Origin of the sequence: Yersinia sp. 2553 StPb PI (assembly GCF_052217105.1) — a bacterium.
Taxonomy (GTDB): domain Bacteria; phylum Pseudomonadota; class Gammaproteobacteria; order Enterobacterales; family Enterobacteriaceae; genus Yersinia; species Yersinia enterocolitica_E.
On sequence record NZ_JAZGPX010000002.1, the window covers coordinates 4,819,365 to 4,834,704 of the forward strand.

Consider the following 15,340-nt stretch of genomic DNA (forward strand, 5'->3'; position numbering starts at 1 on the left):
TGCACCCAATTTATTATGAAGACAATATGCCCAGTAAGTGACTAATTTTCTTGTTAGATAAGGTATTTAAAGGCTGCTGACGCCTCCATCTACCCGTAATTCTGTTCCGACGATAAAACTGGATTCATCTGAGGCGAGAAAGACCGCAGCATGGGCAATCTCACTAGATGTTCCCATTCTCTTAATCGGTACCAGTTGGCGGATTTGTTCAGCAAGGTGCTCTTGTTCACTGCCGGATAATCCCAGTTTTTGCAGTGCCGGCGTCTGTGTCGGCCCAGGACTCAAGCCATTGACCCGGATTCCTCTGTCTGCCCACTCGCCTGACAAGGTTCGCGCAAGAGAGAGTAACCCCGCCTTGCTGGCGGCATAAACGTTGCTTTGCGGTAAACCGATATGAACACTGGCGGAGCCACAAAGAATCACCGAGGCAGGGTTAGCCAGCAGTGGCAACAGTGCTTGTAACAGGAAGAAAGGGCCTTTCAGATTAGTTGATAATACTCGCTCAAAACTTTCTTCATCCCACTCTTCTATCGAACGATGAGTAACATCGCCTGCGTTGATATAGACGATATCGAGACGTGGCCAAACCAGGGTAAGTTTTGTCGCTAGCTGATATTGATCGGCAATATTACTGGCATCACTATTTAGCAGCAAAACTTGGTCGCCAAGCTCTTCATATGCGGCCTGCAAGGCTGCGCTATTTCTACCCGTGATTGCTACGGTTGCACCTTCAGCCAGAAATTGACGAGCAGTTTCCAGCCCGATGCCACTGGTTCCTCCTGTAATTAGTGCATATTTATCATTTAAACGATTCATGGTGAGTCTTCTCATTAATAACAATGGAAGACCATTTTTAATACAAAAGTATCTAAAGTATAGTAGGTACCAATTGGATACTAATGATGCAACAGGAAAGCAATGACAACCTATCAGCCGCTGACAGCAAAAAATAAATTAGAGCCGGGCAATTCGATTGTGGAAGAAAAGTGTCCGATGGTGCAATTTGTCGAACTTATCGCGGGGAAGTGGGCTATCCCAATTCTTTATCGTTTGATCGTCACTGCGGCTCCTATCCGATTTGGTGAGTTGCAGCGGGCAATTGCGCCTATCACCCAAAAAGAGCTTACCCGGCAATTACGTGCTTTTGAACAACGCGGTTTGGTCTATCGCAAGATCTATGCCGAAGTTCCCCCACGTGTTGAATATGAAATTACGTCATTGGGCAAAACATTACAGCCAACATTGGATTCGTTGGCCCAATGGATGAGAGACCATCATCAAGCCCTCAAGGGCAAGGAGTGACTAGGATTATTGTCGTGCCAAGAAGATCCTATTTTTTCTCAATTCCGCTATTGGCAGTCGCGTAATACAAGTTGTATGTACTACATTTAAAAGACTGCTCACTAATTCGGCAGTAACAAAAATGGCAACAATAGTTTCAAGGAGAGAGTATGAGTAAAATACCAAGTTGTTGTTCAGAAGATAACCACCCGAATAGCCGACGGAATGTACTAAAAGCTGCATTGGGTATCACTGCTGCGAGCGTCATCGGTGGGATTGGTTTGGGGCTACCCCAAATATCATATGCAGCGGCTATGACCAGAGAAGAACGTGATAAGTTAACGCCAGATCAAATAGTTGAGAGTTTAAAACAGGGCAATAAGCGGTTTGTTTCTGGTAAAATGCAACAACATGATTATCTTGCACAAAAACGCAGTAGTGCAGAAGGGCAGTTCCCTACCACTGTCATTTTGAGTTGTATTGATTCCCGCGCACCAGCAGAGATAGTGCTGGATACGGGGATCGGTGAAACCTTTAATGCCAGAATTGCCGGTAACATCTCTAATGATGATTTATTAGGTAGCCTGGAATTTGCTTGTGCTGCTGCGGGAGCTAAAGTCATCCTGGTTATGGGGCACACGGCTTGTGGTGCAATCAAGGGAGCTATTGATAACGTTGAACTTGGCAACCTGACTGGTCTGCTTAATAAGATTAAGCCAGCAATTGAGTCGACGCAATTTGATGGAGAGAAAAGCAGTAAAAATGAAAAATACGTCGATGCTGTAGCGAAGAATAATGTCAAACACACCATAGATGAGATACGTAAAAATAGCGAAATAATTAGAAACTTAGAAAAAGAAGGGAAAGTAAAAATAGTAGGTAGCATGTACAACTTAAATGGTGGTGTGGTCGAGTTCATTATGTAATATGTTTGCTTTAATTCTATCCCATTCCCCTTGATAAACGTCAAGGGGAATAATAATTACTTCTGATAGGGTATTAAATTAGATATCCTGTTATTTTTTTTATTACACACACCTGCTTGGCTAAGAATAGTATTTATGCTTATATAAATGAGACGGTGTTATAATCAACGGCTGATAGCAGAGTGTCTAGTAAAGATTATTTTTTAAATTGAATCGCGGGTGCATAAAATAAGTATATGAATATTTGTAAAGGCAAAGCATATAATTGTTATAATTTTGTTTTTAAGTAAATAACTTGCTTTCATATTGTTAAATGGTATTTATCTCTTGAAGTTTTTCGCCTTTATTGTATTTTAACCTCTGTGGTTGCATGTTTCTTTTGGGATGAATAAAACAAGTTTCAAACATTTTCAATAAGAATGATACCATCATGATGCTGTATTATCTTATTACTATGAATAATGCATTTTCATGACTAATGGTTTTTGTCTAATTATTGACTTGATCAATTATTATCTGGTGACTTTATTCGTTAAGAATTATATATATGTATTAAATTATCGTTTAATATAAAATATAATTATAATATATAATTTAATTTGTTTTATTCATTAAACAAAAGTAATAATAATCACTTGTTTTCTTATCACATCAATGTTGTATGTGATTGGTCTTTATTAACCGAGTGAATGTATTTGAGGGGTTATTTATGTATGTCGATACAGTCTCTGTTGTCTCTGGCAGTAAATTTATTGATGTCAATGGGAAAGGAGTGATTGATTATGAAAAAGAGATATCACTGGATTGCTGTATGAACAAGATTCATTTTCATACTAAAAAGCTAACAATTGATATTAATGAAAAACAAAAGAGATTGGTAATGTGTTTATTTAGTGATGTCAACCGTAAGCAAGATATCATAAAAGTAGTATGGTATGAAAATCATAAAAGTATTTCAGATAATAATTATCATCAATTAATACATAAGTTTAGAGCACATTTAAAAAGTGCAGGGATACCTGATGGCATTGTTAAAACCATAAACAGATACGGTCTTAGATTAGATGCAGGGATATTAAAAAATATGGTATCAAACAAAATGAATGATAGGTTTATTGGCTACTAAAATAGACTTGTCACATCTGTGTTTTCCTCATTATAAATGAGAGGTTAGGGTGTTATCATTTTTTAAGAAGATAGTTATAACACCCAGCCAAACTCTGTTTAGTAATAAAATAAATTTGCTAGATGTGCTCTTAATCTTACTTATTTTATATTGCCTCGGAATGCTTATTAATGCAGTGTCAAGTCAAAATGAAATGCCAGTTCCAATATTATATAAAGGTTACAATGGTGAGAATGATAAGGTAAAAAATAAAGAAATAATGATAAAAGAGATCAAAAGGTTAAAGTTATTTAGCAAGGGCATTAAAGATAACATACAAAAAAACAATGTTACTAACGATATAGCTAATGCTCCTTTGTATATGGGGAGGCTGAAACTGGTTGGTATACTCGAACATGCAGACGAGTCAAAATCTATCGCCATAATAGACTCTGGCGTGGCACAAGAAACCTACTTTACTCATGATAGAGTAGCCGGTACTAATAGTGTTATTATTGTAAAAATACTTAAGGATAAAGTAATTATTAGTGATGATGAGGTTTATTATTCACTGGTTATATTGGAGTGAGTACGCCCTGAATTAAAATGTAAGGGGAGTGTGAATGCATATCAATAATGTCTTCTTGGCATATGGTCGTATATTTTGTTATTTTATTAAAATCACATCACTGACACTATCAAAAATAACTATAGTGCTAGTTTTCTTACCACTAGGTGTAAATAGTGAAAGTTTCTCTGCGCTGTTCAAAGATGCAGATATAAAAGAGTTTATTAATACAGTAAGCAAGAATATCAATAAAACTATAATAATAGATCCTAAAGTTCAAGGTTTGGTTAGCGTCCGTAGTTATGAACTATTAGATCAAGATAAATACTATCAATTCTTTCTTAATGTACTCGATGTTTACGGATATACCGTAGTGGAAATGCCTAATAATATCTTGAAGGTAATACCATCAAAACGAGCTAAAGGTTCAGTTGTTCCTACACTAAGAGAATCGGGGGAAACTTATGGGGATGAACTTATCAATAGAATATTCCCACTTAAACATATCTCTGCCAAGAGTCTTGCCCCACTATTGCGCCAATTAAATGATAATTCTGAATCTGGTAATATTATTCACTATGAGCCATCAAATACTATATTAATTACGGGACGCGCTGCTGTAGTAAACCGCTTGTACTCGATAATCAATACATTCGACCAAGCCGGAGATATAGATGTTGAATACTATAAATTGAAACATGCTAATGCTGTTGATGTGACTAAACTAGTCAATGAAATCATAAATCAAACAACTTCCAACAAACAAGAGCCATTCAATTTAGGAAGAATGATTGCTGATGATAGGACTAACTCTGTATTGGTGAGTGGTGATAGCCATATCAGAAAAAAAGCCATTAAAATGATAAAGGAGCTTGACCATCAACAGAATAGTTATGGAAACACAAAAGTTATATATATGAAATATGCTCAAGCATCGAAACTTTTGGAGGTGCTAACTGGCATTAGCCAAGGTTTTCTCAGTAACAAAAAAACAAACTCGACAGGCAAGAAACAGAGTGGAAATATTGCCATTAAGGCATATGATCAAACAAATGCTTTGGTCATTACAGCTGAACCGAAAATGATGAGAGAGTTAGACTTGGTTATCGAAAAGTTAGATATCAGACGAGCTCAAGTCTTGGTCGAGGCCATCATAGTTGAGACCCAAAATGGAGAGGGATTAAACCTTGGCATACAATGGGAAAATAAATTTTCTGGTGGGGTCAACTTTATCCCAAACTCAGGAAGGACAAGAAATAATAGTGACGGTCTACTGCCCATGGCAATTACAGGATTAACTGCAGGCTTTTATAAAGGTAACTGGAGTGGTTTATTTACTACCCTGGCAACTAATTCAAATAATAATATTCTGGCAACACCGAGTATTGTCACGTTGGATAATATGGAGGCTGAGTTTAATGTAGGTCAAGAGGTTCCTGTACTGACATCGACACAAACAACATCTACAGATAGGGTCTATAACTCAATCTCAAGGCAAAATGTTGGTGTCATGTTGAAAGTGAAACCACAGATAAACAAAGGTGATTCGGTTCTTCTTGAAATCCGACAGGAGGTATCAAGTATTGCTGACGGTTCTGACGTCACTGCTAATAATTTAGGCTCTATTTTTAACAAGAGAGTCGTTAATAATGCAGTTCTGGTAAAAAGTGGTGAGACGGTTGTTGTGGGTGGGCTATTAGATAAAAAGATAAATAAAACAGTAAATAAAGTTCCTATCTTGGGGGATATTCCTTTTATTGGTGGTTTTTTTAGGCAGAAAAAAGAGAAAATTGAAAAAAGTAACCTTATCTTATTCATTAAGCCAACAATACTCAGGGAAACAAATGACTATAACTTGGTGACCGCAGAGAAATACACTGAATATAATCATGGGAATACAAATAAGCCTTTTATAAATAGTGCTCTAAAGTATTATAAGGAGAGGGGGGAGAAAAAAGAAATCATGATGATTTCAATAAACTTAAAAAGGATATAAGGGCATTTTACCGTGACGTAGGGATTGAGTTATGAACCAAGATGAGAAGAAGTTAGTACCATTAACATTGAATTGGTCTAAAGATAATGGTGTTATCTTACTCCCAGTAGAAAATGGATATCAAATTATATGCCGCCATTCAGCTTCGCTTGAGGCAATACTTGAAGGGAATAGAGTCGCCTATCAACCTATGGGCCTTGATTTTGTTACTGATGATGAGTTTAATAATACTCTGACGGCCACGTATCAAAATAGTTCAATGCAGTCACATAAAATAATGAATGCAATAAGTGATGAGATCGCGATTTATTCATTTGCTAGTGAATTGTCTGACAGTGAAGACCTATTGGACTCAGATAATGAGGCTCCAGTAATAAGACTAATCAATACCATTTTAACAGAAGCAATTAAAAATTTAGCGTCAGATATCCATATAGAATCTTTCGAAAAAAAACTGGCTATCAGATTTCGTATTGATGGAGTATTAAAAAATATATTAGAACTGAAACACAGTGTAGCACTATTATTAGTTTCTCGGATTAAAGTTATGGCGAAATTAGATATTGCAGAGAAGCGTATTCCCCAAGATGGACGTATTGCACTGAACTTGGCCGGGCGAGTTTTAGATGTTCGCGTGTCTGTTCTACCGTCAAATCATGGTGAGCGCGTAGTTATGCGCTTACTGGACAAAAGCAGTATTAAGTTGGACTTACAATCTTTAGATATGTCAGCAAAAAACTATGGCTTGATGAAAAAACTGGTGCTCAAGCCTCATGGTATTATATTGATTGTTGGCCCTACGGGTGCAGGCAAAAGTACTACACTCTATGCAGCTCTAATGGGAATAGATTCAGGTGAAAGGAACATTATGACTGTCGAGGATCCCATCGAGTTTGATATTGATGGTATATCTCAGACACAGGTTCATTCAAAAATTGGCATGACTTTCTCTCGAAGCCTAAGAGCAATACTGCGACAGGACCCTGATGTTATTCTTATTGGCGAAATACGAGATGTGGAAACTGCACAAATAGCAGTACAAGCCTCTTTAACCGGCCATTTAGTTTTATCAACGTTACATGCTAACAGTGCTGTTGGTGCTGTAACCAGGCTGAGAGATATGGGGATCGAACCCTTTATGCTATCAAGCTCATTATTGGCAGTATTATCTCAACGTTTGGTGCGCCGACTATGTATCGAGTGTCGGCAAGAGTATACATTTATGCCGGAGCAACTAAACAGCTTGGGCATAAATTATGGAATGACCATAGCAGGAAATACGCATCGTGCGATAGGTTGCGACAAATGTAATGCGGCCGGTTATCGCGGGCGAATAGCTTTGCATGAGCTCTTAGTTGTTGATAATCGCTTACGGGAAGGTATTTATAAAGGCTATAGTGAGCATGATCTTGTCCAGTTGGCGCAGCAAACTATACGCAGCATTGAACAAGATGGGGTGGATAAAGTTATGACTGGCTTAACAACAATTGAAGAAGTGGTCAGGATAAGCTTAGAGGACAAGCATGCCTGTATTTAAATATGTCGCTATCAATAATAACGGAGTGAAAATAAAAGGTAATATTGATGCCGAAAGTATGTTGGCTGCCAGGAATATTATCTATCAAAGAAGATGGTATTTATTAAAGATTAATATCATAAAATTAAATTATTTTACAAGAGTAATGAAGTACTTTAACACTGTTAATAATGATGATCTTGTGTTAGTTACTCGACAAATGTCGACATTAGTGAATGCAGCAATACCATTAGACGAAGTATTGGCAATTATCGAGAAGCAAAATAAAATGAATGTAATGAATAGTATAATATATGACATAAGGATGAAGATTATAGAAGGCTATTCATTTTCAGATTCACTTTCAAATTTTTCAAATGTTTTTAATCCATTATATAGGTCAATGATCACTGCTGGTGAACTATCGGGGCATTTAGGTATGGTGTTGTCTCGACTTGCAGACCATATAGAACAAGCGCAGAAAGTGAAACGAAAACTTGGACAAACACTTATATATCCGATTATTCTAATTTTAATGTCTCTCAGTGTGATTATTATCCTTTTATCGGTAGTTGTCCCTAATATAGTAGAGCAGTTTTACTTAGAGAGTAATGCATTGCCTTTTTCTACACAAGTTCTCATGACAGTTAGCAACGTGATAAAAAATAACATATTGACTATTTTAATGTTAATTTCTTCTGTGTTAATTGTAATTAATAGAATATTGAAAATAAAGAAGGTAAATAAACTCTTTGAATATTATTATTTGAAGATCCCTCTGGTTGGAGAGGTGATTATTAGGTTGAACATATCCCGTTATTTAAGAACATTAACTATTTTAAACGGCAATAACGTTGATTTAATCCAGGCAATAAAAATAAGCAACTCTGCATTGACAAATGAATATATTAAAGAACAGTTAAAAAGCACCGCTAAGTTAATTAACGAAGGCAGTAGTCTATCGTCTTCTTTAACTATTAGCCGAGTATTCTCACCTATGATAATACATATGATTGCATCAGGTGAACGAACTGGGACATTGGATGTTATGTTGGAAAAAGTGACTGCTGTCCAAGAAGATGAACTGATGGTTAAGATAAATATATTTATAACAATACTAGAGCCAGCAATAATGATTTTCATGGCTGCATTTATCTTTTTTATTGTTTTGTCAATATTTCAACCAATATTGCAGATTAACAGCCTAATTTCATAATATATATCGAGGATGGATGATGAAGGAGACGAAATCGGATGGATTTACATTGCTGGAAATTATGGTGGTTATCATGATTTTGGGTGTTTTGGCTAGCTTAACGATACCCAGTCTGATGTCTAATAAAAACCGAGCTGACCGGCAAAAGACATTAAGCGATATTGTTGCTTTAGAAAATGCATTGGACATGTATAAGTTGGATAATGGCCATTACCCTACAGAGTTACAAGGTATTCATTCATTGGTTGTCAAACCAACAGAGGTACCCATCCCGAGAATTTATCCTCAATATGGTTATATTCGGCGATTACCGCAAGATCCGTGGGGAAACGCTTACCAAATGAGTAATCCCGGAAAGAATGGAGAGATAGATATATTTTCTGCAGGACCGGATAGAGAAATAGGTAGTGAAGATGATATTGGCAACTGGAGTGTATCATCATAATTAAAACAGATATACGTAGTAACTTGAGTCCCGACAACGCATAGGTAATTACTTGCGATATTATACAGGTTTTACATTGTTAGAGGTTATGATCTCATTAGCTATTTTTGCTATTGCGGGTATCAGCATTATGAAAAATATTAGTGAACAATTAATTTTGACCAAAGCGTTAGAAGATAAGATGGCATCTTCTTGGGTTGCAGATAACGTTTTAGCTGAAATTAAAATAATGAATGTTACACAAAGCGGAGATTTGGCGAAGGGACGTCATTTTATGCTTAACCAATTTTGGTATTGGCAAACGAAGGAAGTATATAATCATAGTAAAGGATATCATGAAGTTATCGTTGAAATTCGTAGTCAGGAAAATAGCGAACATCCTAATTATATAGTACAAAGACACCGGATTACTAATGACTAAACGTTTATCTTATGGCTTTACATTGTTAGAGGTACTACTTGCTGTTATTATTTTTACCATGATGAGTTTAACTATCTATCAGGCTGTTATTGTTATTGCGAAAGGAAGTGCCGCCGCGAGTAGTAAGGCAAAAATATTATATAGAATATACCAAGTAATAGAAAAACTTCAAGATGATATATCTCACGCGATAACATATCAAAATTTTATTTCAAATGATTACCAAGGCGTTTCCTTCCAAATAGGGAAGGGGCTTTTGGGAAGTGATGATTTTGGGGTTTATTTCTTACTAAATAATAATGATAATTTAAAATACGATTTTGACTATATGCCAGAAAGTATAGGCTATAGGTTGAAAAATAAAGTTTTACAAAAATTATCTTATACTAAAATTGGTTGCATAGAAGATCCGGAATACAAGATTTTAGATGCTATAGATGGAGTCTCAGCATTTAGAATGCAGATATATCATGAAAGAAAATGGCTAAATGAGTGGCGGAGCGACGTTGTCTTACCTCACGCCGTTGAATTTACCATAGAATTGGGAGGTATTGGCATGGTAAGACGAGTTATTATTTTATTGAATAGTGGAGTTTTATAATTGTGGATAGTTTAGAGACACAGCATGGTGCTGCACTATTGCTAGTATTATCTATTCTATTATTGATTAGCGCAATGGCTTTCACGTCACTTTATCACTGGTCTGATTTATATAATCTATTTAAGATAAGTGAAATAAGAAAGTCACAGAAATGGATATTATTAGAAATTGAAGGTGAGATGTTAAACAGAATCATTGGGCCTCTATTAAATTCTAAATATATAGGTGATGAGTTAGGTCACAGTTTGACCCATCCCAAAACCATTAAAATAAACGAGAATGATATATATTATAATTTGGTTGATAGAACTAACTGCTTAAATATTTACTCTATTAAATATAAGTCATGCAATAATACAGTGGAATCTTATGCCAGGACGGTTTTTAAAAACATGTTAATTAATTCAGGGGGAGGAAAAGAAGAAATAAATAATATTATGGAATATATCTCTGGTTTTATTAACCGTGATTGTTGCGAAAATAACAAATATAATATCTATACTGGTTCAATACTTAGGCCAAAGTATACTAATTCCAATGATGATTTAGCTGTTTTTTTACCCGATTATAGTAATAAGTTACTTTTACAACTGACACCACTGATCTGTACTAGAAATGACAACGTATTATTAGTTAATATAAATACGCTTGAAATACAACATGCCAAGCTCGTTCAGGCAATGCTCATGAATACTCTTAGTGAAGAAGATATTGTCAGGGTTATATTATCCAAACCAGCAACTGGCTGGGGTAATGTTGAAAGTTTCTTTGATTCGATGTTAAATAATTCAGTGGTGGCAATCAATGATAGACAAAAGATAAGAGATATTTCCATGTCAAACTTTGCAACAGATGAGTATTTTATCTCATTATCATTTGGTCTTGATGGTAAGGATGAATATTATCAATTAAGTAACTTCCTTCATATTAAAAAGAAACAAGTTACGGTATTGCAGCGGATGTATGGTATTGGCGAACCATATAATGAATAGTGTTGCCTTTCGGGCTACTCTACTGATTAGACTCGGGAATTATGAGCACGATTCTGTTTATTGGTATATCAAAACGCATGATGGTAAAAAGAGTAGTTATGGTAAACTCAAGAGTCATACTGAAATTAAAAATCTAAAATTAGATCCTAAATATACCGTTAAAATATTAGTTCCAGCAAGTTGTATAATATTCAGACGAATTGATATCAAAGGAGTGGCAACAAGTAAAAATATGAAAGTTATTTCTTTTTTACTTGAGGAATCAATTGTGGATGATATAGATAAATTTCATACTATTAATTTAAAATGTGATGATGATTTCTGTTATGTAGCCGCTGTCGAACATCAATTAATGAATCGCTGGATAGGATGGTTAAAGGATGCTGATATCACTGCAAAAACTATTGTGCCTGATGTATTGGCTCTACCATTTAGTCTTGGACAATGGTTTGCGGTAAAATTAGACCATGAATGGTTGATCAGAGATAGTGAAATGTCAGGCTTTTCAATTTGTAGTGAAATATTAGAAAAAATATATGCTTCAAGGTTGTCATCTGTTCATAAAAATACCTTTTATCCGGCTAGCAGTAAAGCTATCAATTGGCAATCAACACAATATTGCGATGTGCTCCGAGTTATGGCTGAAAATGTCGCTCATACTGATGTTAATCTTCTCTGCGGTAAGTATAATAATTTCTTTAAAAGAATTATTAAGTGCCAACCTATTTTTAAACCTATTTTTCTGTGTTTGCTTCTATCTATTTTTGTATGCCTAAATTATGGGGTTGATAGATATAAAATAATGAAGGATATTGATATGCTAAATGTAGAATCTACATATTTTTATACTAATTTTTTTCCAGTTAATGAAAGTGACATTGATGATATAAGTCATTTTAATGATTACATCGGTCATCATAGAGATATGTTATCAAAAACCAGCTTTCTTGATTTAATGCACAAATCAGGTGTTGTTATTGATAGGTTTAATTTGCATGTAAATAGTGTTAATTTTAATAGAGATACACAAATGATGTCATATAATATCTCCACAAGTGAACCTGATGCTATAGCAATTGAATTAAACGAAGGAAATGAAAGTCTTAAAGGAGTGATTTTAAATAAAATAGCCAATGGCCATAGTACGCATGATATTATTTTTAATAATACACCATGAAGTTAAATTCACATTCTATTCTATACTATTTTTGGCAATTAAGAACCATCCTATCATTCTTATTGATGGTTATTGTGGTACTTTATACAATTAAAATTTTGGTGGATTGTAATATATTACGGCAGAAACAGGTGCTATTAAGGGATGAAATTCTTCATTATTCTACAGAATCTACAAATCTAAATCTACGTCGGCAGTATAAGGTATGGCATGATTATTATTCACATGACAAATTTGATAAAGAGATTATTAATATTTTTAACGGCGGGAATAACATCTTGCAGATATCGACATTATCCGATGGAACTGCTGCTATAAAATTTGATGGGGTTAAATTTTCTAACGTACTAGATGTGATTCATTTTATGTCTCACTACTATAATATTTATATTAGTGATGTGAATATTTATCGTAATGACAGTGAAAGTGGTGAGTATGTAATGGGGAATATTTATTTTGTAAAGCGAGAATCAAAAGGAATATAATTAAATTATGATTGATACTTATAGTCTGGTCGGTTTTTTATTTTATACTGTTGTTGGGCTATGCATAGGGAGTTTTTTGAATGTTGTTATCTATCGGCTACCAATTATGCTTTCTGCTACTGCACCCAAACATAGGGTCGTCAGTCGACGAATTAAGGATGATAGCCTCAAAGACAACATTAATTTATGTTTTCCAAAATCATTTTGCCCAAATTGCAATAGCCAGTTACTTATTAGGTACAATATCCCCGTAGTCAGTTGGTTATTATTATGTGGTAGATCCCGGTGCTGCCATCAGAGAATTAATCCTCGTTATCTAATTGTAGAGTTATTGACGGCTATTTTAACCTTACTTGTTGCCTTTTGGGCTGAAAGCGATTATTCAACAGTTGCCTGTTTACTTTTAATTTGGTCGCTGATTACGTTGTCTTTTATCGATCTTGATTGTTACTTACTTCCAGACTGTATTACATTGCCATTATTATGGATAGGACTTGTTTTTAATATAAATAATGTTTTTTGTTCTCTGTCATCTGCAGTGCTAGGTGCTGTAGTGGGTTATGTTTTTTTGTGGTTACCCTATTGGTTATTTAAGTTATTTAAGGGTGTCGAGGGAATGGGATATGGTGATTTTAAATTAATGGCAGCTATGGGAGCTTGGTTTGGTGTATCAGCAATACCCATGTTGATATTGTTATCCTCTAGTTTAGGTATCATTATCTCTATGGTGATTTCTCTCTTGTCAAAGAAGAAAGTAAAACACATCGCCTTTGGCCCTTATATTTGTCTGGCTAGTGTGGCTCATCTATTTCTAGGGGAGGTTATTAGCTTATTTTAATAATGAATTTATTTAATATTTCGCTCAACTCTTTACATTTGTAATCGTTATTCATACCGTCATTTTTTAATTTTTCATATCTTACCTCTGTTAGTTCTGACCGCGAATGACTACTCTGCTGTAAACTGAGAGAGTTATCAGAATTCATCATAGTTATGGCACTATTCACTATTTTCTCTTCACTTGGTAACTTTTCCATACCACATATTTCTTTTAGATAACGCATCCCAGCCGTTAATGCAGTTAATTGTTCTATTTTTACTTTTTGAGTTAAATTTTCATTTTTGTGTGTTTGGCATCCAAAAATAATTGGTGTGAAAAATAAAATCACCCTGAGTTTCATTATGATCATTCACCTTCTTGATTTTTCATTGTTACTAATAATATCTCAAAAATGTAATTTTCATGGTGGATATTTTTTGTTGGTTATCAATATTTATTGATAGACTTTCACCTTTGCTATTGATTCTTATGTTCTCTATCATTTTTCGCTTAAAACTAACGAATTTAACTTTATTAATGTTTGAAGGAGACTGTCAGGTAACACTATTTCTGCTATTTTATTTAGTGATGACTACCATGTGGGGAAGGAAATGGATGAAATAATGATTGGAGATATTCTCTTTACTCCACAAAAGAGAATAATCAATAAAGGGGGTTCTTTCATAAAAATGAGGAATAAAGAGTCTGAAGTGTTATTTTTATTATGCCATAATTATCCAGACTCTCTCACCCGCGATGATATTGAGAAGGAGATATGGGGAGGTAGCTATGTAACAGATAACACACTAACACAAACAATTAGTAACTTGCGTAATGCATTAGATGATAAAGCACATGAATTAGTGACGACTATCCCCAAAAAAGGATATTGCATTGGTATTAAACCGATTTTTATTTCAAGTAAAGAAAAAGAAAAAGAAAAAGAAAAAGAAAGAGGTGGTGGGGGAGGAGTAGATTGTCTTGATGTTGTTAAAAATAATAAATATATTTTATCCGGCGTTGGTTTTCGTTATAAAGTTGTTTTACTGGCAGTGTTTATAAGTTGTTTTTTTACTTCGTTATATGTGACATTAAATTCCCATACAATTAAGATATTACATCCTACAATCATGCCTATATTGATAGGTTTGGATAACACGCTAGATGAAGTTTTCTTATCCACATACCGCAAGGCACCCTACGTTTACTTAAAGAAAACAAAACAGGGGGAGTATATTGCTTGTAAATATCAAACTGGGGAGCTGATATGCGAGCGAAAATAATATTTATTTTGATCTTTAGTGTTTTTATATCAATAGGGCTAGGGTATGGCGCTGGGCGTATATATTCTTATATTCACCCAATGAAAGAGATTGAAGGCTATTGGGAGGTTAACTATTGTTTTAATCATTCACCTAACACTTATCATGTTTACTCCAGAGTTAATATTATGGGAAGAGAGATAAACTCATCTGCCGATGTGTATGGTGAAAATCATGATTTGAAAGCACGGCGTAATATTGTCTTTCGTGTGGTTGATGCGAGTAAAGGAGTTTTTATCGGTGATGTGTTATCTCTATCAATATATAATAATGACGATAATTGTTTATATGATTTCCTTAATACACCCTATGCAATAAGTTACCCTGTTTTCTATAAATTAGATGAAAATACTATTTTGATTGAACAATCCCAGGGGCATCCTATTCATAATTTTCGCTTATTAACACGCAGTGATACATGATGTAATCTCCTGAAATATACTTGTAATATTTGGCGAGTAATGTTGGT

Annotated in this window: 18 protein-coding genes; 16 read left to right on the forward strand and 2 right to left on the reverse strand. The window is 34.8% G+C overall.

From position 1 onward, the window contains the following. Positions 1-66: 66 nt before the first annotated feature. Positions 67-816, reverse strand: a complete 750-nt coding sequence (locus V2A84_RS23250; RefSeq protein WP_083162793.1) for an SDR family oxidoreductase — start codon at positions 814-816, stop codon at positions 67-69. Positions 817-918: 102 nt separating this feature from the next. On the opposite strand from V2A84_RS23250, the gene V2A84_RS23255 reads away from it, so the two are divergent. The 14 genes from V2A84_RS23255 to V2A84_RS23320 all read left to right on the forward strand — a co-directional run bounded on the left by V2A84_RS23255 (position 919) and on the right by V2A84_RS23320 (position 13,567). Then, the gene (locus tag V2A84_RS23255; RefSeq protein WP_083162795.1) at positions 919-1,302 is read left to right on the forward strand and encodes a winged helix-turn-helix transcriptional regulator; all 384 of its coding nucleotides are present in this window, start codon (positions 919-921) and stop codon (positions 1,300-1,302) included. Between the two features lie 149 nt (positions 1,303-1,451). After that, positions 1,452-2,207 (forward strand): carbonic anhydrase, encoded by a 756-nt coding sequence (locus V2A84_RS23260; RefSeq protein WP_083162797.1) that lies wholly within the window; start codon positions 1,452-1,454, stop codon positions 2,205-2,207. Between the two features lie 709 nt (positions 2,208-2,916). After that, positions 2,917-3,333, forward strand: coding sequence for a winged helix-turn-helix domain-containing protein (locus V2A84_RS23265; RefSeq protein ID WP_083162799.1), 417 nt, complete (start codon positions 2,917-2,919; stop codon positions 3,331-3,333). A gap of 49 nt (positions 3,334-3,382) precedes the next feature. After that, the gene (locus V2A84_RS23270; RefSeq protein WP_083162801.1) at positions 3,383-3,901 is read left to right on the forward strand and encodes a type II secretion system protein N; all 519 of its coding nucleotides are present in this window, start codon (positions 3,383-3,385) and stop codon (positions 3,899-3,901) included. A 34-nt stretch (positions 3,902-3,935) separates the two neighbouring features. Continuing rightward, the gene (gene gspD / locus V2A84_RS23275) at positions 3,936-5,876 is read left to right on the forward strand and encodes a type II secretion system secretin GspD (protein ID WP_442849097.1); all 1,941 of its coding nucleotides are present in this window, start codon (positions 3,936-3,938) and stop codon (positions 5,874-5,876) included. Positions 5,877-5,907: 31 nt separating this feature from the next. Next, positions 5,908-7,413 (forward strand): type II secretion system ATPase GspE, encoded by a 1,506-nt coding sequence (gene gspE / locus V2A84_RS23280; protein WP_442849098.1) that lies wholly within the window; start codon positions 5,908-5,910, stop codon positions 7,411-7,413. Next, complete coding sequence (locus V2A84_RS23285) at positions 7,400-8,608, forward strand: type II secretion system F family protein (protein ID WP_442849099.1); 1,209 nt, start codon at positions 7,400-7,402, stop codon at positions 8,606-8,608. The genes gspE and V2A84_RS23285 overlap by 14 nt, the downstream gene beginning before the upstream one ends. Before the next feature lie 19 nt (positions 8,609-8,627). After that, positions 8,628-9,053 carry a type II secretion system major pseudopilin GspG gene (gspG, locus tag V2A84_RS23290; RefSeq protein WP_083162807.1) on the forward strand — a complete coding sequence of 142 codons (426 nt, stop codon included), beginning with the start codon at positions 8,628-8,630 and terminating at the stop codon, positions 9,051-9,053. Positions 9,054-9,105: 52 nt separating this feature from the next. Further along, entirely contained in the window at positions 9,106-9,474 is a 369-nt protein-coding gene (gspI, locus tag V2A84_RS23295) for a type II secretion system minor pseudopilin GspI (RefSeq protein WP_083162809.1), read from the forward strand. Next, positions 9,467-10,075: a type II secretion system minor pseudopilin GspJ gene (gene gspJ / locus V2A84_RS23300; RefSeq protein WP_083162811.1), complete on the forward strand. Its 609-nt coding sequence runs from the start codon at positions 9,467-9,469 to the stop codon at positions 10,073-10,075. Before gspI ends, gspJ begins: the two co-directional genes overlap by 8 nt. Before the next feature lie 2 nt (positions 10,076-10,077). Further along, positions 10,078-11,067, forward strand: a complete 990-nt coding sequence (locus V2A84_RS23305; protein ID WP_442849100.1) for a type II secretion system protein GspK — start codon at positions 10,078-10,080, stop codon at positions 11,065-11,067. After that, positions 11,060-12,244 carry a type II secretion system protein GspL gene (gene gspL, locus V2A84_RS23310; RefSeq protein WP_442849101.1) on the forward strand — a complete coding sequence of 395 codons (1,185 nt, stop codon included), beginning with the start codon at positions 11,060-11,062 and terminating at the stop codon, positions 12,242-12,244. Before V2A84_RS23305 ends, gspL begins: the two co-directional genes overlap by 8 nt. Then, positions 12,241-12,729, forward strand: coding sequence for a hypothetical protein (locus V2A84_RS23315; protein ID WP_083162819.1), 489 nt, complete (start codon positions 12,241-12,243; stop codon positions 12,727-12,729). Before gspL ends, V2A84_RS23315 begins: the two co-directional genes overlap by 4 nt. 7 nt (positions 12,730-12,736) lie before the next feature. Next, positions 12,737-13,567, forward strand: a complete 831-nt coding sequence (locus V2A84_RS23320; RefSeq protein WP_083162821.1) for a prepilin peptidase — start codon at positions 12,737-12,739, stop codon at positions 13,565-13,567. Here V2A84_RS23320 and gspS read toward each other — a convergent pair. Further along, positions 13,554-13,910, reverse strand: a complete 357-nt coding sequence (gspS, locus tag V2A84_RS23325; RefSeq protein WP_193784788.1) for a type II secretion system pilot lipoprotein GspS — start codon at positions 13,908-13,910, stop codon at positions 13,554-13,556. The two genes, V2A84_RS23320 and gspS, sit on opposite strands and share 14 nt — an antisense overlap. Positions 13,911-14,160: 250 nt before the next feature. Between gspS and V2A84_RS23330 the strand changes: the two genes are divergently transcribed. Both V2A84_RS23330 and V2A84_RS23335 read left to right on the forward strand, forming a co-directional pair. Continuing rightward, complete coding sequence (locus tag V2A84_RS23330) at positions 14,161-14,832, forward strand: winged helix-turn-helix domain-containing protein (RefSeq protein WP_083162825.1); 672 nt, start codon at positions 14,161-14,163, stop codon at positions 14,830-14,832. Continuing rightward, a complete protein-coding gene (locus V2A84_RS23335) occupies positions 14,817-15,293 on the forward strand; it encodes a hypothetical protein (RefSeq protein ID WP_083162827.1) in 477 nt (158 codons plus the stop codon). The genes V2A84_RS23330 and V2A84_RS23335 overlap by 16 nt, the downstream gene beginning before the upstream one ends. The last annotated feature ends 47 nt before the right edge of the window (positions 15,294-15,340 follow it).